Below are 25,347 nucleotides of genomic sequence, written 5' to 3'. Positions count from 1 at the left end.
GTTGAGTGAGATACAAGAACCCAACCCCCAACCCCCACCCTGACAGGTGTAGGTTTTTAATATTCTCTGTAAAGGCCAGACCGGGAAGACAAGGAAGGAAAGTAGACAAGGAGGATTTTATCCACAAAATACTCAATTCATGGGTTGTTTTGTTACTAATTATACATTCATTTGTCCGGTTTTCCTCCCTTGTCACCTTGTCTACCTTGTCCACCAAGTCTTGTCCTCAAGACAATGTAAAAAACCTACACTTGTCAGCAACCCCCACCCCGCTCTTCGAGAGGGGGCTTAGGATGTATCTCATGCAAGTGCATATCGCTATAGATTGTTTAAAAACATAATTTCACAATATATTTTTAACCCAGTATTCTAATCCTATTCTAGAACCATAAGCGATCGCTTTTTTGGTCTTTTCTCCCGGTAGCAATTCTTGCTCAAGTAATTTCTGAGCATCAGATTTATTATTTAAACGTACAAGTCGAGAGTGTTCACTCAATCTTTGTGATTCAAAATGGTCTTCATTAACAGAACTTTGCACGACAAAAACTAAATCATTTTCACTAGTAAAAGGATTTCCCGCAATGCCAATCAATCGAGCATTAGAATTATTCAGTTTCATACAAATACCAACTTCTTCTTTTAACTCTTGTTGAGCATCAGCATAAAAGTTAATATTTTCCGGAATTTTATTAAATGTAGCCAAACCAGCTACAAAATTGAGTAATCCAGGACAATCAACATTTGCAGATCGTTCTCCAATGTAAATGCTACCTTGTTTAGTTATAGGAATTACAGTTACACCCATTGTCCTAGCAAAATACACAAAGGGATCATGATATTTCTCTAACCCTTTGAGCATTAATGCTAAAGACTCAATTTTAGTTCTTTCAATATCTTGACGATATCTAGGATAGGTTGCCGGTCCAACTTCTAAATATAAAACTTCATTTCTACAAAACCAATTTCCTCTGATACCTGCTCCAGACCATCTGACTTTTCTATCATCATATTTACTTTGTGTGCCATCAGAAATTTCTCCTGATACAATTTGCGGTTGAATAATGTTGTTTAGGTACTCATGAAAGTTAGTATTTACAGGTTCTCCTCCAATATTTTGAGGAGCTTGTCCGCTAATAATACTAATATCTGTGATGCCTTGAATTTCTTGGTAATCAAGTAGTGTGATATAGTCTTTTCCCATTGCCAAAGCTTCAGCTAAAACTTCACCATTAGGTAAATTTACTAGTTGGGCAACAAGTTTTTTTAGGCATTGAGTAAATTCAAAATTGCTCATTAACCTAAATAAAATTCTCTAATTTTTTCAATTACATAAGCTTGATCTTCTGGCTTTAATCCATAAGCTGAGGGTAAAGAAATTCCTTGTTCATAAGCCTTTTCGCTAATAGGATATTTGAGATTGGGATCAACTATATCTTGGTAACAAGGCTGTAAATGCAGAGGACAGAAAAAGCGCCGTGTTTGAATTTCATTAGTTAACAAAAAGTTTGCTAATTCGGCTCGATTTTGGGCATAATAGGAAGTAAACCAATACACAGGTTCACAGCGTTCATCTATTGGCAGTATTTGTAGTTGAGGTATATCTGCTAATGCTTGACTATAAATGTCACAAATCTCCTGCTTACGACGAATAATTTCTGGCAGTTTCTGGAGTTGTGCCACACCAATTGCTGATTGTAGTTCGGTAATGGAGAAGTTAAAGCCTATATGTTCGTGGACAAATGTACCTCTGGTATCGCGGCCGTGATTTTTTAAGCGCCGACAAGCTTGGGCAATTGTATCACTTTGGGTGAGTATGATTCCTCCTTCACCACAGGTAATGGTTTTATTACCATAGAATGAAATCGCACTGACATCAGCTTTTAATCCTACGTGTTCTCCCTTAAACTTAACGCCAATTCCTTGAGCAGCATCTTCAATTACTTTCAGATTATACTGTTGAGCAAATTCCATCACTGCAACCATATCAGCACTTTGCCCATATAAATGGACTGGCATTATCGCTTTAGTTCGTTCTGTTACTAATTCTGCTGCTGCCTCAACATCAATACAAAGTGTACCTGGTTTTACTTCACAAAATACAGGTTTAGCTCCAGTCATAATTACAGCATTAGATGAAGCAACAAATGTAAAATTCGGAACAATTACTTCATCACCATTACCAATATTTAAGGCTTTTAATCCACAGTATAAAGCCGTAGTTCCGTTGGAAGTAGCTATGCTATGTTTAGACTGGGTTAATTGTTGGATTCCTGCTTCAAATTCAGCAGTAACTTTGTTTTCTGTGAGGTATGTAGAGTCCATAACGCGCTTAACTTGCTCGAACTCTTTTTCATCAATCCAAGGTTCAACTTGAATAATCATGGTTAGTTTGATAATTTACAACTGGTAATAAATAAACAACTTTAAAGCCTGCATCAAATTGAAAACTTAGTGCAGAACAATTTAGTTGATTGGTGTATCTTAATTGAAAGCTAACTAGTTCTGACTTCTGAGTTTATAATTAATATTTAACTTATTTTTTCAAAATAAACTATTGTTAGTCTGTTCAGGATTATACAATATCATAATCATACTCCTGCAACAAATAGTCATTGATAATGATAAATGATTTTTAATTATATCACTAATAACTAAATCTTATCTTTCTTCATAAGAATACCCGGTAAGTGGGAAACTCAGCGGCTAAAGCCGGTGAGAGGGAAACGACACGGGCGGTAATAAAGGCTTTGAATCTTTTTTCATTGAATTTCTTGAGAACTTACTCACTTTACAAATTAATCATGCTATACTTTTACCGAAATAGCTTGTTTCAGTAGAGACATATTTTTATCATAATCCATATTTAGTATTTTCTATCAATACGTAAGTCCTATTTTAATGATTTTAATAATATAATTGAGAATCAATGACAACGAATAAACTCGAATTAACAAAGCCGGAATCAACAGAGTTAAATATAGAGAAGTCATCAAATGTGATGGCATTTATTTTATTATCTGTTGCCTTAATTGCTCTATCCTTTACAGCAATCTTTATTAAGCTATCAGTCCGCGAAATTAGTGCTAACGCCACAGTATTTAATCGTCTGTGGATAGCAACAATTATTTTTGGGTTATGGAATGGAATTAATGAATTACGCACCAAAAAATTAACCGACCAAAAATTAGATGATCAGATTATACCCAAAGAACCTTACCAATTAAGAGACATCATACTTTTAGTCGCAGTAGCTGTTGTTCATGTCGTGGGTCGAGTTCTCTGGAGTTGGTCTTTGACTCAAACCACGGCTGCTAATGCTACTGTACTGTCGAATCTCCCCCCATTATTCACCACGTTAGGGGCTTGGTTGATATTAGGTAAAACTTTTAACCGCAGATTCGTGATTGGGATGGTAATTGCCCTTGCGGGGGCATTTACTTTAGGATTAGATGACTTCTTCTGGTCTGAAAATCTGGTAATCAGCCAAAAAGCTATTATTGGTGACGCGGCTGCTTTGTTATCGTCTGTGTTTTATGCAGCTAGTTTCCTGATGATCGAACGACTGCGAACTAGATTACCTGTACAAAATATACTTGTATGGCGCTGCTTTTTAGGTACTTTGTTTATCCTCCCAGTGGTGCTAACCTTTGAAGAGCAAATTTTTCCTATTTCCTGGTTTGGTTGGCTCACGGTATTTGGATTAGCTGCTATTTGCGAAGTTCTAGGACATGGATTAGTAGTCTACAGTCTCAAGTATTTATCATCATCCTTCGTGACAATATTTCTGCTACTTGAACCAGTCATGACTGCAATTTTAGCTTGGTTCATCTTTTCAGAAAGCCTAAGTTTGGTTAACCTTTTAGCGCTTAGTTTCATCTTACAAGGTATATATCTGGCAAAAACAGGCAAAGGAGCGGATAAAGAATAAGTTATACATTAGTTAATGGTGTAATTTGGAAATCTTCAAAAATTACTTGAAAACCTTCCCGTTCAGGTGATGCACACATAGGGCCAACCTGTAAAGTTTGTGCTTCACTCAAATACGCTAGTCTGAGCATTGTATATTGTTCACCGTCAAGGGAATATTTCACCTCCACAGCACCTTCAAATCGTTCCAATCTTAGCCACAAGTAAGCTGTGTTTTGAGGTAGCTGCACTACAGACCAATCAGAATAATCCCGTGTAACTACAGCACTGGCATATTGTACATCGTTTACAAATTCAATTCCACACTTTAACCATGTTAAATCGTTTTCGCGGATCATTAATCCTGCTTGGTCATAAAGCACCTCATACTTGCCGATAATTTTCAGATCAGCCCTAAAATTACCTGTGACTTCTTGATAGTAAAAGTGTCCGTTATCACGGATAAAACCGTAATGAGTTTTGCGCCAAAAGTCTGTTTTCAGTCCCGAAGTGACTGATAGTGTTTGTTCCTGATGTTTCCAATCTGGTGGTTCATTGTGCCATTTTTTCATTTTCTTGTTTCTCCCCTTGATAAGGGGGGATTAAGGGGGGTAATAAATATTTGATACATCATCAAGAACTTTTAAAACATCCTCTTAGATATAGTTCTTCCAATTTGAGCATTTTATTTTGAATACTATAATTTTTTGCAGAAATAAGAGCATTTTGTTTGATTTTTTCCCTCAATGACTTATCCTCTAATAAGGTTAAAATTCCCTCAGCAATTTGTTGACTATTTTGATAATCAACAATCCAAGCGTGTTCTTTGTGGATCGCAAAATCCTGAGCAATACCCGTTGCTGTAATCACAGAAGGAACTTCCGATAACATTGCATCAATAGGAGATTGTCCAAATGCTTCGATCATGGGATCAGAAACATGAACAAAGATATCAAAGAGACGAAATAAGGCAAAAAGATCCTCTTCAAAATAGATTTCAACATAGCTATCAGCAGGTAATTCTGCCAATTTATCTACTACACTCAAAGCCTCTGCATAGTTAGGTTTATTGGTACTATCTTTTGTGATGTTTTGGAATTGCTCTTGTATATTCTTTGTATCTGTATGAGTTCCTGATAACAGTAAAAGGGCATTAGGATGAGTTTCTAGTACCTTTTTAAATGCTTCAATTATATATTCAACTCCTTTCCATTTAACATACCTTGCCGATACACCAATAACTGGTCCAGTGTGATTTTTGAGATATTTGTCTTGAAGTTGTTTAATTCTTTGGGGATCTATATTTTCATACTGTGTGAGATCAAATCCACTGGGAATGACTGTTATTTGATCTTCTGGCACACCATCGGCAATCATACCCGCTTTTACCTGATTTGTAACGGCGATCGCATTAGTGGCAAATTGCCAAATTAACTCATATTTACTGCGAGCGTGTCTTGTCCATTTTATACCTGTATTTTCTGTCGTATAAACCCTGACTGGAACTTTGGCATAGTAAGCAGCTTGTAATCCTGCTAAATGGCCAGCAAACCAATGGGTATGTACTATATCTGTTTTGTTTTCTACTAAATGATCATAAATAAATTTAACAACTTCAGGGGTATTTCTATAATCGTTGTAAAAGGTTGTTTTATAAGGAATTTCCATCTGTTGTAAAAAATCAACTATGGGATCACCTTCATTTAAAATCAGATAATCAATGTCAAACTTAGAATTATCGGTATATTGGGCAACCCACTCAAACTGAACCCAACGGATTTGATGAGTAAAGATATAGGTCAGTTTTATTTTTCGGTTCATTTTTGTTTTAGGTATAAAAATTTTATACGAATATTTTATCATTAAGTCATCTGATAAAGTCACATTATTTAATGATATTATATCTCATGGACTTATGTAGTAGCGTTTGCGGAGTGTGCTGGAGGCTCTATTATATGCGCCAAAAATTTTTTAAGCATCCTCTGACGGAAATAAAATTTAACTATTTTATAAGCAATCTCCTGGGTTTAAAAAAATAAAAAATACAGATTAAACGACATGGGAATATTAAGGTTTTATTTAGCATTATGTGTGATTGCAGAACACTCAAATTCTGTACTTCCGTGGCTTGTCCATGATGGTTTAGAATCAGTAGAAATATTTTTTATGATTTCTGGTTTTTATATGGCTATGATTTTGCCAAAATACTCTAATGTAATGGAATTTTACTTCAACAGATTCCTCCGAATTTTTATTCCCTATTTCTTAATATGTGGAATGATTTTAACGCTGAGTCTAATATTTGGCATTGTGTGGGGAGAATGGTTAGAATTAGAGCCATTTATTAATTTCTCTGTAGCAAAAAATAGCTTGTATGCGACTTTCTTAATGATATTTGCAACCTTTTCTAACTTAACAATCTTTTTTCAGGATTTAGTTTTTATTTTAAGCTATGATTTACCTTCGGCATTAAATTTTAGTATTGATCTTTCAGAGGGACAATATCCTTTTTATAAATATCTACTCGATCCACCAGCTTGGTCAATTAGTGTTGAATTAATTTTTTATTTTTTCGCTCCAGTTATAGTGAAATTTACCAACAAAAAATTACTTTTAATCTTGCTATCTTCATTGACAATCCGTATTTTCTTTTACGAAATGATTGGAGTGAAGTATAATGGTTGGATTCATAGGTTTTTTGTATGTGCGATCGCTTTATTTGTAATGGGAATTTTCAGCTTTAGGTTGTATTCAAATTGGTTAATTAATTTAACCAAAAAATTGCCTATAAACTTGCAGATTAGTAACAAATACTATATTTTTTATTGTGGTTTTATTTTGCTTTTCTTCTTTCTCACAAAATTTGCAACCCAGCAACTAGGGAGCATAATTAAGATGAATTATGCTTATTTAATTTCCTACTTAATTTGGATGGCAATCATTCCTATATTATTTCAACTAACAGCTAATAATAAATTAGATAGATACATTGGAAATTTGTCATATCCAATCTATTTAATCCATACAATAGTTATTAAAATTTCACAGATTATAATTCCCTATTGTAGTATATCAGAATCTTGGCTAGGTAAAATATCTGCACTAATAACAATATTAGCTTCTGTGGTTATTATTCATTTTTTTGTGAATCCATTAGAAAAACAAAGATATGTATTAGCAAAAACACTTTCTAATAATGAATGGTCGAAATAGTTAATAGTCCTCAATAAAGTAAAAGAGAGTTAGTCATTGTCACGATCAGAACCTTTCCCAGTTTTAGCTAAATAAATACCCACAGCAATTAGAACAAATCCCATGACATTGAATGGTGAGAGAAATTCCCCTACGAAAATCCAAGCAAAAAAAGCAACTGGGAAAGGTTCTATCAAAAAAAAGATAGTCAAAAAAGTAGAAGAAAAATGTTTAAAACTATAAGTAATTAAACTACGGGCAATTACTTCACAAATTAATCCTAAACCTAAAATTGCTAACCATCCTGTAGTAGTGCTAGGAAAAATTGAATCACCTTTAATCCATACAAATGGTGTAATCAAAATCAAACTAATAATACAACGCCATGTTAAAAAAGTGATATTTGGTAAATATCTTAGCAATTTTTCCATCTGTAACATAGCTAAAGCATAAACCATAGCAGACAATAAGGCTGCTCCATCTCCTAGTATTGCCTTTATTTCAAATAATTGATTTTCTGAATGTAACCAATCTTCTAGGGTTAAGCAAATGCTTCCTCCTACAGCAATCGCTAATCCCATCAAAAAACGGCGATCAAACTGCTTACCAATAAATAACCAAGCCACTAAGAATGTGAAAATTGGTGTGAAGTTGGATAAAGTCAGAGCATTCACCGCAGTAGTGTTTTGTAATGCCCACATATATAGCGTCCTGTTAAATGAGTGATACTCTCTAGTATCATCAAACCGACAATAATCCAATTTATTTGATTAGCTTCCTTTGCTGTTGGAGAAATAGTATCATTATCATTATCCGTTGGAGATTTCCAAAGATGTGAAACTAAATTCCCACAAACAAATGTGATTGTAGCAATCAATAAACGATCAAAAATTATAGCTTCTACGCTTAGTTCATTAAGTGCAAGTTTGATAAAAATAGCAGTGGAAGATATAGCAAATATCCCAAGAATCAAAAATAAAAATGGTGTAGTAACCGCATAAAATGACTTATCTAAGTCATTCTTAGCTTCAGAATCACTGAAAAAATTCAACATTGTTACATCCCTAAATGATTGATTTCTATTAATTTAGCATAATTATTGTTTCTTTGGTCATATTGATTTCCCACTTTTAATAAATTTCTATAACAACATCAATTCAAAAAATTTGTTGTTATTCCCAATTCTTCTAATTTCTTTTCTTTGGGAGTCAGCACAATCTTACTATCAAAATAACTAGGAGAAAGTTCATCATCTGGTTTAATCAAGGAACTATATAAAGCACCTTTTTCAAAATCAAGTGTTGACTCAGAAATGGGTTTAAAATTAAAGATTTGATTGGCAATTTTCAAAGGCTCAGTTCTACGGAATAATTTTCCATTCTGTTCCTGCAACAAAATAATATTATGACTGTCAATAAGGCGAGGTAATTCCCATTGTAGAAAATAATCAAATGCTTTGCTATTAGGGTTAAAATCAAATTTACCTTGATTTACTATTGTGTCCTGCCAGTTAACACTCAACCTATATACTTTAGGATAAAGTGTGTACTTCTGCCAAAAATACCATCTAGGTTTATCTTCACTTTGAGGTAATTCATCCAGACGTTCCCATGTTTTTGGAAATTGATAAATTTGTCTCAATGTCATAGGTACACCCCACTCAATAAAAGAGTGTAGATGTTTCCCAGTGTTTAAATGAGGGCTATCAACTAAAATTATTGTGTCTGGTTCAATATCTGGAGCAAGATGTACAATATCAGTCCAAAAAGCTCGTTGGTATTCCCAGGTTTTCTGATTTTCTTGCTGTACGATTAAGCCAAATCCTAATATTAAGGAGAACAATACAGCTAAACTTGTATTAGCGAGATTTTTTGCCAAGTTATTATTATGGCAGAGATTAATAATTAGATAACAGAACAAACCAATGAGGATTGAAGCTCCTAATGCTGCTGTCATATGAACCCGCGAATTACGGCCATTAATTTCAGTGGCTGCAACGGTAAAAAATAAAGGATAAGATAAAATTAATAACGCTAACCCCAAAAATGCTAACTTTTTAATCGGTGATAAAATAGGCAAATCATCTTCAGTTTTATTGTCTTCTGCTTCAATTTTTAGATTAGACAAAAGTAATGTAAAACCTAAAATACATAGAGGTATAAAAACTAATAATTCTCCTTTCAAATTTAGCAGAGTTTGAGCAGGACGATAGAAAAACATACTTAAACTCACAAAGGGTCCGATTAGCATTTGGCGAATGGGAATCAGCATAAGTTTGATAATATCTAAACCATCAACTCTAGCTTCACCTGTTATCTTGCGTATAATTGCAATCGTCCCTAACATAGCTGCTAAAATTAGAGTATGTCTGAGCATTTCCTTAACTAAGTTTTTGTTCCACTGATTTTTAAATAATGGAGCGGTAATAAATAGAGGTAACATTGTTTCGTAACATAAAAGAGATGCGAAAATCAGTAAGTATGATAATAATTGTCTACCAGATAAATAGGAGAGAAAAGCTAACAATAGAAATGTAAAAGATGAATATAGAAATATATGAGTTAAATAGGCATGATTAGTGTCTGCTGGAAATAGAGTAAAAGCTAGAGTTCCCGTGATGATAAAAATGGGTTGTCTCCAAAGAGAACTGAGAAATAGATATACTAGAATATTGTTGATTAAAAGAACTAAATAATTGATTAAATAAAGAGATTGGAAATTTCCAATTAATTTACCTAAAAAACCCACTGAAAACTCAATAATGTAGAGTAAAGGACGACCTTCTGTAGCATCATAATGAAGAATATGCCATTTAAAGAAATCACCAAAATCATGAAAGTTCATGGACATTGGTTGAGCGATTAAAAAATAATCATCTTCATATAATCCTAAGTTTTGATAATGCCAAAAATGAGCGATAAAAGTAATAATGGCTAAAATTACAATATTTCTAACTAACTGATTTGGTAATACCATAAATAAATAATTCCCTGATTGATTTTGAGTAAATTTGATTAATGGTGCGTTACATTTCATTAACGCACCCTACAGATACTATTTCATTTTTTTGCGCTAAGAGTAAGATTGATACACCAAAGGGGATAGATAAACGTCCTATCAAATAACGCTCAATTCCAAACAGGAAGGTTAAGATTTGATTAATTAACTTCGGTGGTATATTTTGTTCATTACCTCCTTTATTAAATAGTTTTTGTAATAGGAGAGCAACTGCAATTACAGGAAATAATACAGAATTAAAATAACTGGCGAAATTTATATTATAGTCAGCACTACCAACAATTTGCCGCAAGTTATTGAGTAAATATCTCCGTTGATGATGAAGAAGCTCATCATGTTTAGACCAAAGCCAAGGATAAGCAGGAACAGTAATTAACAACCATCCAGACGGCTTCAGTTTTGCAGACAAAGCTTGCAAAGATGCAGTATCTTCTTCCAGATGTTCCAAGACATCTAATAATACTATGAGGTCGAACTTTTGTTCAGGAAATGGAATATTATTTGGTAAAAAACCGGGCTGAATTTCTCCTATTTTCAGGTCATTAGCAAAATTTTGTGCTGTTTCATCTAACTCCATACCATAGACTTTTCCATGATGACTAAGCATAGCTAAGTTACCTCCAGTTCCACAACCCGCTTCAAATATTTCTGCATTTGCGGGTAAATTCAACTTTTTAATAACTTGTTCAATGATTGATCGTCGGGCCACAAACCACCAATGTTTGTCTTCGACTTCCATCATTTCCTGGTACATTTGAGATTCCATTTGTATTAATACCTGATAGATGTTAACGATTTGTTCAAAAGTTATATTAAGTCTGTTTGTTGATCATTGTTACTTTTAAAAACCAGGCGATCGCTCATAATATAATTGATTCCTGCTCCAAATAAACCTCCAGCCAAGGTATTCAGTATAAAATCAATACTCAAATAATCTAGCAGGGGAAATAGGAAAAAAATTCGCACAACTACTGCACTTCCTGCTGCTAAATGAAACAGAGGAAGTTGTTTAAATAAAACTTCTTTAATATTCCATTCGCCATCAGTCCATACCCAAATGCGATAAATGAAAAAACTTAATAATACAGAGAGTTCAATGGAAATAGCATTGGCTATATTGTGCAATAAAGGAGTATTCCATCCCCACCAATCAACTAGCAGAAAAATCAATAATAAATTAAAACAGGTGGTGATACCGCCACCGATCAGAAATTTAAAAACTTTTTGAAAAAATGGATTAAGTTGCATTGATAAATACTTTCCTTACTAGCGAATAACTGATACAGCGGTTTTTGATTGAGTGAGGTACATGAACCCCACCCCCAACCCCCCTGACAGGTGTAGGTTTTTTACAATTGGGTGAAGGCAGGACTTGGAAGACAAGGAAGGAAAGTAGACAAGGGAGTTTGAAGAGAAAGAACCGGAAAATTCTGCTCGATATGTTCCCTGTGGCAGCAATAATCACTTGTTACCAATTAGCCAACTTTCTGGATGATTAATCATTTTTACTAATCCACTTAAAACTTGATTATATGTACTATATAAATCCCTTCCTTCCTCTACAGAAATATATTGACATTTTACGGCAAATTTCAGCCACACTTGAGTTTCTGCTGCTTCTGATTCACAGTCATTCAATTTAGCTATAAATGATGCTTGATATCTTCTTTTTCTCCACGCCTCTGCGAAATTTGCACAAACTGAACGGGAGGAACGACGTATTTGGTCAGTCAGTGAATATCTTTCTTCCACCGGAAACTGTTTTGATAACTCAAAGATTTTCATCGCTGCATTAAACGCTTTTTGATATATCACTAAATCTTCATGGGTTTTAATTCTTCTTTGTTCTTCTTCCTTGTCCACTTTCCCTCCTTGTCTGCCAAGTCTGGCCCCTATTATAAATCTCAATGTAAAAAACCTACACCTGTCAGCCCCCAACCCCCTCCTCGCAAGCAATGCTACGGTGTACACACAAGTCTTATTAATATTAAATCGGCGGTTAGAAACCTCATCTACACAGGCAAAACCCACCTGCGTGGGTTGAAAACAAATAGTTTTTCTTAGTCCACGGAGGTGGACTTTGTTTGTGTGGTTCCGCGACTTCTAGTCGCCAGGGCTTTTTTTGGATAATTAGATCACTTGTGTGTACACCGTAGGCAAGCGATGAGGGGGTTATGATATACCTCATAATAGCAGGAAGTGCTGTATTAGTATTTGGTCAATTGTTGCTAATACCTCTGTATTCAGTTTTACTCCTGATGCTGTAGCATTATCAATAATTTGTTGAGGACGACTAGCCCCGATAATGGCTGAAGATACGTATTCAGAACGGAGTACCCAAGCCAGAGCTAACTGTGCCATAGTCAAGCCCAAATCTTCAGCAATGGGTTTGAGTTTTTGTACTGCTGTGAGAATGCGATCGCTAAACAACTCCTCCAGCATATACCAATTCATTTTGGCATTAGCAGCGCGAGAATTCTCAGGTGGAACTTGTCCTGGCTGGTATTTGCCCGTAAGTACACCTTGAGCTAATGGCGACCAAACAATTTGACCAACGCCATTAGCTGCACACAGTGGAAAAACTGCCGTTTCTGGTTCGCGCCACAGTAGAGAATACTGAGGTTGACTAGAAACAAAATATTCCACATCAGCAATATTAAACGCGGCTTGAATTTGCTCAGAACTCCAGCAACTAAAGCCGATATAACGAGCTTTTCCCTGACGTACCACCTCAGTCAGTGCTGTCATGGTTTCCTCTAAGGGTGTATTGAGATCGTAGTTATGGCATTGATACAGGTCAACATAATCGGTACGCAATCGCTTTAAGGAAGCATCAATTTGTTTTTTAATCTGGGCTGCTGATAATCCTTGATCAGTGGGTGAAGTGGGATAGAAGACCTTGGTAGCTAAGAGATAAGATGATCGCTCAATTCCTGTTAATACTTCCCCTAAAAATGACTCAGCACCACCGGCAGCGTAAGAATTAGAAGTATCAATGAAGTTAATTCCCAGATCAAGGGCTTTGTAAATACAAGCCTTGGCATTTTCCTTAGCTACACCTTCATCAACGCCCCAAGAACCAAGACTAATTTCAGAAATATGTAGTTTGCTATTACCCAATTGTCTGTATTTCATTCGTTGTTACAGCTTCCTTATCTTCATTTGATGGCAAAGTCATGGGTATTTGTATTCCCAGAATTAAAGCAGAAGATATCATAAATATGGATAAAGATAACCATAAACCATGATTACTATGAAAATAAAATGTTGATAAAGTTAGAGAAATAAATCCCAGAGAGCCACTGATCAAATAAGTATTCCGAATAATAGTTCCCTCACCCAAACCGGCGAAATATCCATCAAGAATATAAGCAAATCCAGATCCAACTATAACCAGGATTACCCAAGGGATATAAACTTTAATTGTTGCTATTAATTCAGCATGATTAGTGAATATCTGAAATATAGGGTCAGGAAACAAGATAGCCAGCAAACCAATTACTAAAGTGATCGCTAAATTAATAACTAAGGCAATTTGCAAAAGTGGCACAAATTTATGTTTTGCTTCTTGACCTTGAAAGTTACCAGTTAAAGTTACGGTGGCATATTCTACGCCATCACACATATACATACTCAATGCGACTATTTGCAGCAGTAAAACATTTTCTGCCAAAACATCGGTTCCCAGTGTAGAGCTAAAAGCAGTGAACAGGACAAAAATAGATACTATAACTGTAGACCTCACAGAGAGATTACCATTGATCACAAAAATAGCTTTTAAAGCCGAAAAATTGCAAACTTTTGCTATTAAATTAGCAATTTCTTGGTAGGAAACTTCACGGCTAATCATTACCATTCCTACAAATAAAGTTAGATATTGGCTGATAGCTTGGGACAATCCCGCACCCATACTTGACCAATCCCAAAGGATAATAAGAAGGTAATCCAGAACAACATTAGCAACATTACCAATGATAGTTAGTAACCAAACTTGACGATTTTTTTCTCTGGCCAGCAACCATCCTATTAAGACTAAGTTAACTAAAGCCGCAGGCGCTCCCCAAATCCGGCTATTAAAATAAGCAATTCCGGCAAGTTTTACATCAGTTGTAGCACTCAATAACATAAAGCCTAGCTTACCTAGGGGATATTGCAACAGCAGGAAAAGTAGACCTAATCCTAAAGCGATTAAACCATTTTGTAGCCCTGCTAAAAGCATTGCTTCTCTGTCATCTCTACCGACTGCTTGAGATGTCATAACCGTTGTTCCTGACTTGATGAAAGAACAACTTTCGTAGAGAAAACTAAACAAAATCGCGCCTAATGCTACCCCTGCTAAATAATTAATATTGGGTAAATGTCCCATGAAAGCTACGCTAATTGCACCTGCCAAGGGAATCATCATGTTTGACGCTGCGTTGACAGTAGCAGCTTTTATAAAACGATATAGAAAATCGTATTGAGAAAAAAATTTGGTATTCATTTAACATATCGCGGAATTCCCCACCCTAAATGTACTCATAAAGTGGGGATTGTGAGCGGGGAATGAGGATTGGATCTGGAACTGATTTTAAACCAACAGTAAAAACAAATTTTGGATGGATGAATAATTCCCAATTATTTTATTTCGGTACTTTATCACAAATATGTATTGTGGTAAAGTGCTGTGCTGGATTTCCTAAATTTAAATCTAAGCATGGCAAATAGTCTGTTCATTACCCTCAAACTTAGGCAACTAGGAGTTAAAGATAGGACAATAATTTGCTAGACATATTCAACATATTAGACATTTTATGTGATATGAAGGAAGTAGTTTAAAAACACGAGATGTCAATAAATTACGTACCACCAAGGGTCGCTGCCTCTAGGCTTGGAGTCAGTAATTCACACTCCAATGCCTTTTCCTTCTTCCCGCCATAACTGATTTAACCTGTTAGCAGGCATAGTTAAATAGAGAACATCTCCAGGGGTGAGAATAGTTTCTAATAAATCCCAGCCTTGGACAATTTCGTGGTTAATTTCCACGTACAAAGGCACAAAATCCGCAAACTTAGCCACATCTTTCACCCACTCATCACAAAAAGGGTGGATTGGTGTAATTGTAGTTGCAAAAGCTACCCATAAATTATCAGCAATAATGCCATTACCGATAATCCTACCACCGAGAGCAGCCGCAGCGAAAGCAGGAGCAGCGAGTTCAGCAGGGCTAAATACAGCTTCAAAGTCAAATACTTGCTGTGCCATACTAGCAAAATCGGGATCAGCATAGTTGACAATTACAGGAATTTTTGGGGCTAAAGCCTTAGCTTTGAGGGCAATTTCCAAATTAGTCGCATCATTACCAGTGACAGCTAAAACTGCGGTAGCGGTGTTGATATTACTAGCTTGTAAAGTAGCGCGAAAACTGGCATCAGCAAGTATCACAGGAATACTCATGCTTCTAGCAGTAGTCACATATCTATTATTAGCATCTGTTTCAATTACTACCACTTCATGGCCACTCAGATGTAGTTGTTGAACAATTCTAATGCCGATACCACTTAAACCACAAACAATATAATGATGATGTTGAGGAATTCTCGCAGCATCCAAAAATTGTTTTAAGCGACTACCCAGGATAAAGTCCGTCAGCATAGCGTACCAAATCCCAATTACTGCCGCCCCAACGAGCATAATCACAACGGTAAATAATTTAATGCTATCAGGTGCATTTTCGACAACTTTATCATTACCACCAGCCCCGGTAATCATCCCCACAGCGAAATATAAAGCATCAATAAAAGAGATACTATGTTTACTAGCAAGATATGTAAATGTAGATAGTAAAATAATTACGAATAAAGCGATCGCCATCCCGACAACTGATTGGGCGTGTTTCTGAAACTCCCGAATATTGGCAAAGACTTTGAGAAGTTTTCTGACTAATGATTTACGTTGTGGACGAATGCGGGGTTGAGTACCAATAATTAAGCGATCACCTACTCTTAATTGTTGTTCTAATAGTACCGCAGACACTAAATTTAGTTTTCCTTCCACAGCTACATAATAAATCAGCATCCGCGTGGGATCTTCCCATAAATCGCTGATTTTTCTGCCTTTCCAAGGATGATTTTCGTGAATATATTCTTCTTGAATTGGCCAAATTTGTTCAAGTAATTTAATTTGGCCAATAGCTTTATTTCCTAAAGCAGCAAAAGTAAATACTGGGGCTGCTAAACCCACAACACTCATACTTAAATGATTTGATAAGGTTTGATCAAGACGTTCACCTAAATTCGTATTATAAAAACGATTAATAATCCGAATTTGGGGATTAAGTACCCGTGCTTGCATCATAATTGACAAATTTACCGCATCATCAGAAGTTGCAATTACCAAAGTATGTGCCTCTGCAATTCCCGCTGCTTGCAAAGTAGAAGCTGCTTGTAACTCACCAACAATGACATTCGCCGCAGTTTCACCAGAAACGGGTTTGCGATGAATACCTACTACTAAAGCCCCTTGTTGTCTGAGTAAGCGAAAAATTTTATATCCAGTTCTTCCTAGTCCACAAACAATAATTCGAGGTTTCATAAAACCGCAACATAATATTTATATAAAAGGCTACATATCAGTTATCAAGAAAGAATTCAGAAGTCACCGAGTCAGAATTGAATTATGAATCTTTATTTTTACTTAATTTGTCAAATCATAACTGTAACTAAACAGACGATATTCACTTAATAGCAATTAAAAATTAAACATGATCATAACGGCAGGTTCATAAAAGAACAGTATAAATTTTTCCTCCCTCTGCGGTTCGTAAAAAAAGAACTTGAGGCATACCGCTATATGATCACTGTCTGTCTTAACTTGCCAGATGAATACTATATGCATTAACTTGTATCAATATTATATGTTTTAGATATAAGCACTTTGCAATAAAATCGCAAAATTAAAATTGAGAAATTTGTGTCAATCTTCTCTAGTTGCGTTATGATAGCGATGGCAAGCCTAAAAACCTTGTAAACTGCATTTTGCCACCACTGTTCAGCATCAATAGCGGTTAGTAGTGGTAATTACCGAACAAAACCGAATTCCCAAGCAACTTACTATTGTTAGTTATGGTATAGTAAAGAAGTTAGAACTAGCTTTGCAAAACCATAATTGCTCTACGCACAGGTAATAATTGCCAACGGAAAGCTGTTTTAATCAAGAATTTACACACCAAAATCTGAAATACACCGAGGTTATGATTCAGCAATTAATTCACCCAATGGTGAAATTGCAGCGCAACGTGCAATCACTCGTAGAATCCAATATTATCAAACCCAATGATAAAATTTGGAAAATTGCCTTACTCTACGGCGATGAATGGCAGCATTGGAAACAAGAGTTGCTAGACTTTGGATTTAGCACCCAAGATCCAATTAGCGATTTACTGGCGGTAGAAAACTGGGATGACGATTAAATATCTAAATTATATCGGCTATCTTTAGCACAGATTGGCGTGAATAAACCTACTTTCACCTATAATAGCAAGGGTAAAACTTTGTCCTTGTTTTTATGGTAGGTGAAATTCCGCCATAATTCTGTTATGGATTTAGCACAATAATGATCTCGGATTCAGTATCTTATCTTAACCAAGGGTTTTGATAAATGTAAGTAAGTTATGAGCAAATAACTTCCCATATTTTTCCTGAATTGAACTTAACCGCTAACCAGATTTTGCTAACTGCGGACTGACATTAATGCCTGAGCTAATTCTTTTGCAGTATGATAGCGATCGCGTGGTAAAGGTTCTGTCACACAATCAATTACCTGTCTCAATTGATCAGTAATTGTCGGGATACCTTTGATCTCAAAACGAAAATTGCGTCCCCTTTGCCGATAAAATTTTAAAGGATTTTCCCCAGTTAATAAAAAAATCAAGGTCGGACCAATAGCATACAAATCAGATTGGGTAAGAGGTTGTCCCCGTTCCTGTTCAGGGGCGCAAAAACCCTCTGCACCGATTCTTGTCCCTGGTTTCGTGCCAATTTCCTTAACAGCACCAAAATCCAAAACCACAATACTATTATTACCACTCCGCACCATTAAATTAGCCGGCTTAATATCCCGGTGAATTAGTGGTGTTTGTTGGTGATGAAGATAATCGAGAATATCACAAGTTTGCACCATCCAAGCGATCGCCTGTTTTGGTGTTACAGGTCCGGTTGAGCGAATTCGTTTGTCTAAATCCTGTCCGTGAATTAATTCCATGGCCAAGTATTTTTTACCATCTTCTACAAAAAAGTCATAATATTTGGGAACTCCAGCATGATTAAGATGCTTGAGAATACTAGCTTCCCGAATGAATAACTCTTGAGCCTTGGGAATTTTCACCATGTCAGCATTCATCTGTTTGATGACTAGTAATTGTGGTACTTCAGTAAGTTTACTTGCACCATCACAAGCTAAATAGGTAGTACCCATACCACCCTTGCCTAAAGTGCGTAATACCTGATAATGGCGAATAGTCTTTTGTACCAAAACAGGTTGACCACAGTGAACACAAAATACATTCTGGGGATGATTCCCTTCATGAGTACAACTAGTGCTGGAGTGTTCTGGTATCATCTTTGAACTAATTTCATCACCCTCTGACCGTGAGGATTGGGTAATTAGAGGAGATGATTCCTGAATTTGTACCTTGAGAACAGGACCACCCTGAGCTAATTGCAGTAAAGAATTATCAGCAACGATACATTTAGAAACTAACGAGCCATTGAGGAAAGTGCCATTAGTCCCTTGACTAATTAATTCCCAATCATCTCCTCTGGCATTAGTAACTAATTTCAGTTCTAAATGATACCGAGAAACTAAATTGTCAGCCAAAATAACGTGATTATCTACCGCCCGACCGATGCGAATGACGGTAGAACCCTCAAAGCACCACTGTTTGAGCGGTATTTTTTGTGCTTTTTCTAATAGGGTCAGAGTAATCACAATACAACCTAAAATTTAAGATCAAAAACTAATTTTAGAAGCAACTTTGCTGAGATGGCCGGACTTTTACTCGTACTAGTATAGCTGTAAGATTGTCATGACCGTTATGTTCATTGCCCAATTCAATTAAATTTTGAATACCCACTTCTAAGTTACTAGCAGAACTCAGTAAAGGTTGAAGATGAGTTTGCCAATGAGTCTCTAGGCAGTCATTATCTGATAAACCATCTGATACTAATATCAAAAGCATATCTTCATCAATATCAAAGAATTCCACATCAGGATGAAGGAAATTTTCATTGCGTGGACCTAATGCTTGGGTAAGTTGGTAAGCATCTGCACGTCCATAGGCGATACTGGGTTCTATACCCCTAGCAATTTCTCTTTGACCAACTTCATGATCTATAGTTATTTGTTCTAGTTCTTGCTTGCGAGTCAGGCAATAAAGACGACTATCTCCCACATGAGCAATTGCAGCTTGATTATTCTGAAGTAACAGCATGACCAAAGTAGTACCCATGCGACCAATACCGGAACGAGCTTCCTTTTGATTAAGCTCATAAATAGCTTGATTAGCTAAGTAAACGGCATGACGAATAGATTCCTTCCGAGGTAATTCTGTATCTACCCAGGTTTCTTGGAAATATTTACGGATAGTCTTCACAGCTAATTCACTGGCTACTTCACCTCCAGCATGACCACCCATACCATCACAAAGAATATACAAACCTTGTGCTGTCACCGTGCTATCTCTTGGTAATTCTAGCTTGTGGACTTTACTATCAACACCAAAATAGTCTTCATTGTGATCTCGTTGACGACCAACATTAGTATATGCTGCATATTCCAAACTACTTAGGAATGTGGATAGAACCATAGTTGGGGCATCATCATGTTTGGTTTCTATTTTACTACCTGGTTGCAAGATAGTTGCAGAAAAATTGGGTTTTTCCTGAGTAGAGACTGCTTCTATTTCTGTGGCTATTTTTTCTAAGTGTGATAGCAACTGTGTCAGAGTTTGAATATGCCCAGATTCTATATCCGCCAATACCTGTAGCACATAGCCAAATTGAGTGCGTTGGGATTCTGTGAACAAAGTTTGCCACATCTGACCCAAACTTTTGAGAGTTAAAGTTTGTTGTTTATCTTGTGGTAATTCCGTAATTAATGGCTCTACATATAACCTTTGTAGTACCACGGATTGGTCTTCATCCAACCGCAAATTTGACAACTCTAACAAACTTTGGCGACAACTCACACCTTCTAGCAACTCCCAAAGTTGAGTCATCTGATACAACCAATCTAAAATTTCCAATGTACTGGTTGTGTCTCTTTGCCAAACATCAAGCAACATTGGCCAATTGGATCTATCTGCCAACAAGATTACTTGAAGATGATCTTGCTGCCAAGCATCATGAATTTTGGGTATTCCTAAGTGCATCTCCATCTGCAATTTTAGATAAGCTTGTGCTAGATCCGGAATTGTAGTCGTATTCATCTTGGTTTCAGACAGAAGCATTGCCCCAATTAGTGATATTTCGTAAGGTTGGCAATCTAAAACCCTGACTTTTATCTCACTATGATTCCCAATCACTTCTGGAGTTAGTGGAGATGCCAATAAACGATAACGCTGCTGGAAATCTAAATAAGAATCTAAAACAAACTTGGAGAACAGACCAGAATCACCGCCCCCATTTGCTATATTTTCTAAATTTTGGCTGAATTCCGCAGTTTCCGCCATAACAGAAACTACCTTATGTACTACCTGAGTAATGAGAGCATACCAAACTGGTCCAGATTCTGCACCACATTTATGACAATATTGTGCATTTAGAGCTACATCATTACTGCATTCAGGACAGATTTTATGAGCTAGGGATATACCACAGCTTTGACAAAACTTATTACTATTAGAGTTTTCAAATTTACACTGGGGGCAGATCAGCATAGTGGGACTTCCTTGATTTTCCTGCTAAGGTGCTTTTCTAGTCATTAATATTTACAAGTGCCACAATTAGCTGACTGAATTAAAATTGTGTAACATGGGAATTGGATGGCATAGTTGACACTCTACGCTATACTGATACTACAGTACATTAACTTAGCTCTCCGGCGCATAATTCAGCCTTGTAACTTCTAAGAGATTGAGTTCTCGCCATTGTCCTGGTGCTAAATCGTGTAATTGAATATTACCAATACTGACTCTGATTAACCGCAAAGTTGGAAAACCCACAGTAGCCGTCATCCGACGGACTTGGCGATTTTTACCTTCAGTCAGAGTCATTTCTAACCAAGCCGTGGGAATACTTTTCCGAAATCTAATGGGTGGAATGCGTTGGACTACCGATGGTTCTTCTAACAATAACCTAACTTGAGCAGGACGAGTCCGGTAATCTTGAATTTCTACCCCAGTTTGTAGCTTATGAATTGCATCAACGTCGGGGATACGTTCTACCTGCGCCCAATAGGTACGTTGATGACCAAAACGCGGATGTGCCAGACGATGTTGCAACTGTCCATCATTTGTTAATAACAGCAACCCTTCACTATCCCAATCTAAACGCCCTACAGGATAAACATCGGGAACATCTATATACTCTTTAAGAGTAATATGTTTAGGACTTTCTTGGGTAAATTGGCTTAAAACGCCATAGGGTTTGTGAAAAATAATATACCGATTATTCATAAAATATGGGAGGAGTTAGGAGTTAGGAGTCAGGAGTTAGGAGTTAGGAGTGAACGTCTCTTGTATCTATAGCTACATAATTAATGACACACATTGTTTTTCTGTTCTCTGTTCCCTGTTCCCTGTTCCCTGTTCCCTGACTTTACGAATTAATTTAATTTTGTTCGACTACTTGATAAACATCTATTATGACAATTAGCAAAATCAGCCGCAGATCCTTTTTATTTCTTGGTGGAGCAACCTTAGCACAAGGGTTAACCCTAACATTACCTAGTCATGCCCAAGTTGTACAGGTAAACAAAAGTCAAATTAATGGTATCCCTTTTTATCAAACCATAGTTGACCTCACAGATCCAAAGACTTTTATCACAATGGGGTTAGCCAAAAATGCCGCCTTTGCTAACACAATTCAAAAAACCAGTGGTGATGAAGAATTTAGTAAATTAGTGGCGCGTTATAAGGCTGCCGTAGTTGCTAACGGCACATTTTTTGCCAAAAATCCTCAAAAAACAGTTATGGGTAATATGGTAGCCGGGGGCAAATTTGTCAAATACAGTCATTGGGAAAACTTTGGTACTACCTTGGGATTAGGAGTTGGCAACAAACCAGAAATGGTGACAGCAAGAGTAGAGGGCAAACCAGAATGGCATAAACATTGGTTTTCTCTAACTTGTGGACCGAGATTATTGCGACAAGGGGAAATATGGCTAAACCCCAGTATTGAAGGGTTTAAAGATCCCAATGTTTTAGGTAATAGCGCCCGAACAGCCATTGGTTTTACTCAGGATCGCACAAAACTGATTCTAGCGAACTTTGAAATTAATCTTTCTTTACGGCAAGAGGCTGAAGCCATGAAAGCAATCGGTTGTTACGAAGCTATGAATTTAGATGGTGGAGCATCTAGAGCTTTAGCCAGCAAAACTAATATTGTAGTTCCTGCTGGTAGACCTTTAACTAATGTAATTGTTATTTATGATGCCACTAATCCTGCCCCTAAATTTCTAGAACAGGCATGGCTGAAGTTTCAACAAGGAGAACGCTCTGGTATACCTGCTTCTTAAAAAATTCAAACTTCAAAATAGATGAATTTTGGTGGGCATTGCCCACCCTACCTTATGTTTCCCAATCACCAATCACCAATGCCTTTATTACGGAGTAAGGAGTATCATTTTTAATTTTTAATTCTTAATTTTTAATTCCCAACAGGGTTTGACGGCAAATACGACTATAAAGTTACGGTTCACCCCAATTCCTGAAAGTATTAATTCCCATACATTAGTCAATGTGAAGGCACATTCATCCATAAAACCACTAGACATAATTTATAAAATTCACCGTTCCCCTAACGGTTCGGTAAACCACCCTTCATGGATGGCTACCAGTGAGTTTTTATGATATTAGCCAAGTTGGAGATTTTATTCCCAGCAAAGCCTAACCCAACTGATTGTTATTAGCAGTTAGTTAATGCAATTTTATATTCTCTCTGAATTCATTTAGTAATTTTATACGGAGTAAACACCCAAAATGGCAAAAGTAGTTGGAATTGATTTAGGGACGACAAACTCTTGCGTGGCAGTAATGGAAGGCGGTAAACCCACTGTTATCGCTAATGCGGAAGGTTTTCGGACAACACCCTCAGTGGTTGCGTTTGCTAAAAATGGCGACAATTTAGTGGGTCAAATCGCTAAACGCCAAGCGGTAATGAACCCAGAAAATACTTTTTATTCGGTGAAACGCTTTATTGGTCGTCGTTTTGAGGAAATTACCAATGAAGCTACAGAAGTTTCTTATAAAGTTCTCAGTAGTGGCGGTAACGTTAAGGTAGATTCTCCCGGTGCTGGTAAACAATTTGCTCCTGAAGAAATTTCAGCGAAAGTTCTTCGCAAATTAGTTGAAGATGCTAGTAAATATCTGGGTGAAACTGTTACCCAAGCTGTAATTACCGTTCCTGCTTACTTCAATGACTCTCAGCGCCAAGCGACAAAAGACGCTGGAAAAATCGCCGGTATTGATGTTCTCCGCATTATCAATGAACCTACTGCTGCTTCCCTAGCCTATGGTTTTGATAAGAAGAGCAATGAAACCATTCTGGTATTTGACTTGGGTGGTGGTACTTTCGACGTATCCGTTCTAGAAGTAGGTGACGGTGTATTTGAAGTATTATCAACATCCGGTGATACTCACCTTGGTGGTGACGACTTTGATAAAAAAATCGTTGATTTCTTAGCTGAACAGTTCAAAAAAGACGAAGGTATTGACCTGCGTAAAGATAAACAAGCTTTACAACGACTGACTGAAGCGGCAGAAAAAGCTAAAATTGAACTTTCTAGCGTTAGTCAGGCAGAAATTAACCTGCCATTTATTACCGCTACCCAAGAGGGTCCCAAGCATTTAGATACAACTCTCACTCGCGCTAAGTTTGAAGAACTTTGTTCTGATTTAATTGACCGTTGCCGCATTCCTGTAGAAGACGCGCTCAAAGGTGCGAAATTAAATAAGACCAATATTGATGAAGTGGTTCTCGTTGGTGGTTCTACCCGGATTCCCGCTGTTCAAGATGTGGTCAAACGGGTGTTAGGTAAAGATCCTAACCAAACTGTTAACCCTGATGAAGTTGTAGCTGTTGGTGCGGCTATTCAAGCGGGTGTTTTGGCTGGTGATGTTACAGGTATCTTGTTGTTAGACGTAACACCATTATCCTTGGGTGTAGAAACCTTGGGTGGGGTGATGACTAAGATTATTCCTCGCAACACCACAATTCCTACTAAGAAATCAGAAGTCTTCTCTACGGCTGTAGACGGACAAAGCAATGTGGAAATTCATGTTCTCCAAGGTGAGAGAGAATTTGCTAACGATAATAAGAGTTTAGGAACTTTCCGTTTGGATGGTATTCCTCCTGCTCCTCGTGGTGTTCCTCAAATTGAAGTGACCTTTGATATTGACGCTAACGGTATTCTCAACGTGGCGGCGAAGGATAAGGGGACTGGTAAGGAACAATCTATCAGTATTACCGGTGCTTCTACTCTCGATAAGAATGATGTAGAACGCATGGTTAGAGAAGCTGAACAAAATGCTTCTTCTGATAAGGAACGTCGTGAGAAGATTGAACGCAAAAACCAAGCTGATTCTTTAGCTTATCAAGCTGAAAAGCAGTTGGAAGAGTTGGGTGATAAGGTTCCCGCTGCTGATAAGACTAAGGTTGAAGGTTTAATCAAGGAAGTGCGAGAAGCTGTTGCTCAAGAAAATGATGCTCAAATCGAGAAGTTAATGCCAGAATTGCAACAAGCTTTGTTTGCGATTGGTAGCAATATCTATCAACAAGCTGGTGGTGATGCTGGTGCTGCTGGTAATGAACCTCCAAGCGGTGGTTCTGCTCCCTCTGGTGATGATGTCATTGATGCTGATTTCACTGAAAGCAAATAGTCATAAATTCTTATTGAGGGCGGGGAAACCCCGCCCCTACTGATTAATACCCACCCAGCACCATGACTGGATGGGTATTTTTTATGGTGGTTAAAATAGTTCTTCCTTATCAACTTTATGATAACAAATTTAAAAGCAAATGTCAACCCCCTTGA

The 25,347-nt window shown here is 36.8% G+C and carries 21 protein-coding genes; 5 read left to right on the top strand and 16 right to left on the bottom strand.

Going from position 1 to position 25,347, the window contains the following annotated elements; translation table 11 throughout:
• Positions 1-343 precede the first annotated feature (343 nt).
• Together EZY12_26050 and EZY12_26045 are read right to left on the bottom strand one after the other, a co-directional pair.
• Positions 344-1,294, bottom strand: a complete 951-nt coding sequence (locus tag EZY12_26050) for a hypothetical protein (GenBank protein QSX68037.1) — start codon at positions 1,292-1,294, stop codon at positions 344-346.
• The gene (locus EZY12_26045; GenBank protein ID QSX68036.1) at positions 1,294-2,382 is read right to left on the bottom strand and encodes a DegT/DnrJ/EryC1/StrS family aminotransferase; all 1,089 of its coding nucleotides are present in this window, start codon (positions 2,380-2,382) and stop codon (positions 1,294-1,296) included. Before EZY12_26045 ends, EZY12_26050 begins: the two co-directional genes overlap by 1 nt.
• A gap of 544 nt (positions 2,383-2,926) precedes the next feature.
• On the opposite strand from EZY12_26045, the gene EZY12_26040 reads away from it, so the two are divergent.
• The gene (locus tag EZY12_26040) at positions 2,927-3,928 is read left to right on the top strand and encodes a DMT family transporter (protein ID QSX68035.1); all 1,002 of its coding nucleotides are present in this window, start codon (positions 2,927-2,929) and stop codon (positions 3,926-3,928) included.
• 1 nt (position 3,929) lies between these two features.
• Here EZY12_26040 and EZY12_26035 read toward each other — a convergent pair whose 3' ends face one another.
• Positions 3,930-4,478, bottom strand: coding sequence for a DUF1349 domain-containing protein (locus tag EZY12_26035; protein QSX68034.1), 549 nt, complete (start codon positions 4,476-4,478; stop codon positions 3,930-3,932).
• A gap of 61 nt (positions 4,479-4,539) precedes the next feature.
• Complete coding sequence (locus EZY12_26030) at positions 4,540-5,727, bottom strand: glycosyltransferase family 4 protein (GenBank protein QSX68033.1); 1,188 nt, start codon at positions 5,725-5,727, stop codon at positions 4,540-4,542.
• Between the two features lie 270 nt (positions 5,728-5,997).
• Here EZY12_26030 and EZY12_26025 point away from each other — a divergent pair, with 270 nt between their 5' ends.
• The gene (locus EZY12_26025) at positions 5,998-7,119 is read left to right on the top strand and encodes an acyltransferase family protein (GenBank protein ID QSX68032.1); all 1,122 of its coding nucleotides are present in this window, start codon (positions 5,998-6,000) and stop codon (positions 7,117-7,119) included.
• Between the two features lie 29 nt (positions 7,120-7,148).
• Here EZY12_26025 and EZY12_26020 read toward each other — a convergent pair whose 3' ends face one another.
• The 9 genes from EZY12_26020 to EZY12_25980 all read right to left on the bottom strand — a co-directional run bounded on the left by EZY12_26020 (position 7,149) and on the right by EZY12_25980 (position 16,689).
• Positions 7,149-7,799 carry a DMT family transporter gene (locus tag EZY12_26020; GenBank protein ID QSX68031.1) on the bottom strand — a complete coding sequence of 217 codons (651 nt, stop codon included), beginning with the start codon at positions 7,797-7,799 and terminating at the stop codon, positions 7,149-7,151.
• Positions 7,769-8,152, bottom strand: a complete 384-nt coding sequence (locus EZY12_26015) for a hypothetical protein (protein ID QSX68030.1) — start codon at positions 8,150-8,152, stop codon at positions 7,769-7,771. The genes EZY12_26020 and EZY12_26015 overlap by 31 nt, the downstream gene beginning before the upstream one ends.
• Positions 8,153-8,250: 98 nt before the next feature.
• On the bottom strand, positions 8,251-10,134 hold the full coding sequence (locus EZY12_26010; protein ID QSX68029.1) for a hypothetical protein: 1,884 nt from the start codon (positions 10,132-10,134) through the stop codon (positions 8,251-8,253).
• Entirely contained in the window at positions 10,124-10,882 is a 759-nt protein-coding gene (locus EZY12_26005; GenBank protein ID QSX68028.1) for a class I SAM-dependent methyltransferase, read from the bottom strand. The genes EZY12_26010 and EZY12_26005 overlap by 11 nt, the downstream gene beginning before the upstream one ends.
• A gap of 41 nt (positions 10,883-10,923) precedes the next feature.
• Positions 10,924-11,364, bottom strand: coding sequence for a GtrA family protein (locus tag EZY12_26000; protein ID QSX68027.1), 441 nt, complete (start codon positions 11,362-11,364; stop codon positions 10,924-10,926).
• A 213-nt stretch (positions 11,365-11,577) separates the two neighbouring features.
• Positions 11,578-11,979, bottom strand: a complete 402-nt coding sequence (locus EZY12_25995) for a four helix bundle protein (protein QSX68026.1) — start codon at positions 11,977-11,979, stop codon at positions 11,578-11,580.
• 321 nt (positions 11,980-12,300) lie between these two features.
• Positions 12,301-13,251, bottom strand: coding sequence for an aldo/keto reductase family protein (locus EZY12_25990; GenBank protein ID QSX68025.1), 951 nt, complete (start codon positions 13,249-13,251; stop codon positions 12,301-12,303).
• On the bottom strand, positions 13,229-14,599 hold the full coding sequence (locus EZY12_25985; protein QSX68024.1) for an MATE family efflux transporter: 1,371 nt from the start codon (positions 14,597-14,599) through the stop codon (positions 13,229-13,231). Before EZY12_25985 ends, EZY12_25990 begins: the two co-directional genes overlap by 23 nt.
• 401 nt (positions 14,600-15,000) lie before the next feature.
• Complete coding sequence (locus EZY12_25980) at positions 15,001-16,689, bottom strand: NAD-binding protein (GenBank protein QSX68023.1); 1,689 nt, start codon at positions 16,687-16,689, stop codon at positions 15,001-15,003.
• A 658-nt stretch (positions 16,690-17,347) separates the two neighbouring features.
• On the opposite strand from EZY12_25980, the gene EZY12_25975 reads away from it, so the two are divergent.
• Entirely contained in the window at positions 17,348-17,566 is a 219-nt protein-coding gene (locus tag EZY12_25975) for a DUF4327 family protein (GenBank protein ID QSX68022.1), read from the top strand.
• 260 nt (positions 17,567-17,826) lie between these two features.
• On the opposite strand, the gene EZY12_25970 is transcribed toward EZY12_25975, so the two are convergent.
• From EZY12_25970 to EZY12_25960, 3 genes are all read right to left on the bottom strand, one after another.
• Positions 17,827-19,083: a protein kinase gene (locus tag EZY12_25970; protein QSX68021.1), complete on the bottom strand. Its 1,257-nt coding sequence runs from the start codon at positions 19,081-19,083 to the stop codon at positions 17,827-17,829.
• Positions 19,084-19,117: 34 nt separating this feature from the next.
• A complete protein-coding gene (locus EZY12_25965) occupies positions 19,118-21,031 on the bottom strand; it encodes a serine/threonine phosphatase (GenBank protein ID QSX68020.1) in 1,914 nt (637 codons plus the stop codon).
• A gap of 153 nt (positions 21,032-21,184) precedes the next feature.
• Positions 21,185-21,769, bottom strand: coding sequence for an rRNA large subunit pseudouridine synthase E (locus EZY12_25960; protein QSX68019.1), 585 nt, complete (start codon positions 21,767-21,769; stop codon positions 21,185-21,187).
• 188 nt (positions 21,770-21,957) lie between these two features.
• Between EZY12_25960 and EZY12_25955 the strand changes: the two genes are divergently transcribed.
• Entirely contained in the window at positions 21,958-22,830 is an 873-nt protein-coding gene (locus tag EZY12_25955) for a phosphodiester glycosidase family protein (protein ID QSX68018.1), read from the top strand.
• A 463-nt stretch (positions 22,831-23,293) separates the two neighbouring features.
• Positions 23,294-25,192 (top strand): molecular chaperone DnaK, encoded by a 1,899-nt coding sequence (dnaK, locus tag EZY12_25950; GenBank protein ID QSX68017.1) that lies wholly within the window; start codon positions 23,294-23,296, stop codon positions 25,190-25,192.
• The last annotated feature ends 155 nt before the right edge of the window (positions 25,193-25,347 follow it).

The sequence above is a fragment of the Dolichospermum sp. DET69 genome, assembly GCA_017355425.1.
Classification (GTDB): Bacteria; Cyanobacteriota; Cyanobacteriia; order Cyanobacteriales; family Nostocaceae; genus Dolichospermum.
This window is presented reverse-complemented; position numbering and strand designations above follow the sequence as displayed.

What these genes read in the sequence shown, in the direction of transcription:
- EZY12_26050 (QSX68037.1), bottom strand. Translation starts at nt 1,294, where the DNA reads ATGAGCAATTTTGAATTTACTCAATGCCTAAAAAAACTTGTTGCCCAA.
- EZY12_26045 (QSX68036.1), bottom strand. Translation starts at nt 2,382, where the DNA reads ATGATTATTCAAGTTGAACCTTGGATTGATGAAAAAGAGTTCGAGCAA.
- EZY12_26040 (QSX68035.1), top strand. Translation starts at nt 2,927, where the DNA reads ATGACAACGAATAAACTCGAATTAACAAAGCCGGAATCAACAGAGTTA.
- EZY12_26035 (QSX68034.1), bottom strand. Translation starts at nt 4,478, where the DNA reads ATGAAAAAATGGCACAATGAACCACCAGATTGGAAACATCAGGAACAA.
- EZY12_26030 (QSX68033.1), bottom strand. Translation starts at nt 5,727, where the DNA reads ATGAACCGAAAAATAAAACTGACCTATATCTTTACTCATCAAATCCGT.
- EZY12_26020 (QSX68031.1), bottom strand. Translation starts at nt 7,799, where the DNA reads ATGTGGGCATTACAAAACACTACTGCGGTGAATGCTCTGACTTTATCC.
- EZY12_26015 (QSX68030.1), bottom strand. Translation starts at nt 8,152, where the DNA reads ATGTTGAATTTTTTCAGTGATTCTGAAGCTAAGAATGACTTAGATAAG.
- EZY12_26010 (QSX68029.1), bottom strand. Translation starts at nt 10,134, where the DNA reads ATGAAATGTAACGCACCATTAATCAAATTTACTCAAAATCAATCAGGG.
- EZY12_26005 (QSX68028.1), bottom strand. Translation starts at nt 10,882, where the DNA reads ATGGAATCTCAAATGTACCAGGAAATGATGGAAGTCGAAGACAAACAT.
- EZY12_26000 (QSX68027.1), bottom strand. Translation starts at nt 11,364, where the DNA reads ATGCAACTTAATCCATTTTTTCAAAAAGTTTTTAAATTTCTGATCGGT.
- EZY12_25990 (QSX68025.1), bottom strand. Translation starts at nt 13,251, where the DNA reads ATGAAATACAGACAATTGGGTAATAGCAAACTACATATTTCTGAAATT.
- EZY12_25985 (QSX68024.1), bottom strand. Translation starts at nt 14,599, where the DNA reads ATGAATACCAAATTTTTTTCTCAATACGATTTTCTATATCGTTTTATA.
- EZY12_25980 (QSX68023.1), bottom strand. Translation starts at nt 16,689, where the DNA reads ATGAAACCTCGAATTATTGTTTGTGGACTAGGAAGAACTGGATATAAA.
- EZY12_25975 (QSX68022.1), top strand. Translation starts at nt 17,348, where the DNA reads ATGATTCAGCAATTAATTCACCCAATGGTGAAATTGCAGCGCAACGTG.
- EZY12_25965 (QSX68020.1), bottom strand. Translation starts at nt 21,031, where the DNA reads ATGCTGATCTGCCCCCAGTGTAAATTTGAAAACTCTAATAGTAATAAG.
- EZY12_25960 (QSX68019.1), bottom strand. Translation starts at nt 21,769, where the DNA reads ATGAATAATCGGTATATTATTTTTCACAAACCCTATGGCGTTTTAAGC.
- EZY12_25955 (QSX68018.1), top strand. Translation starts at nt 21,958, where the DNA reads ATGACAATTAGCAAAATCAGCCGCAGATCCTTTTTATTTCTTGGTGGA.
- dnaK (QSX68017.1), top strand. Translation starts at nt 23,294, where the DNA reads ATGGCAAAAGTAGTTGGAATTGATTTAGGGACGACAAACTCTTGCGTG.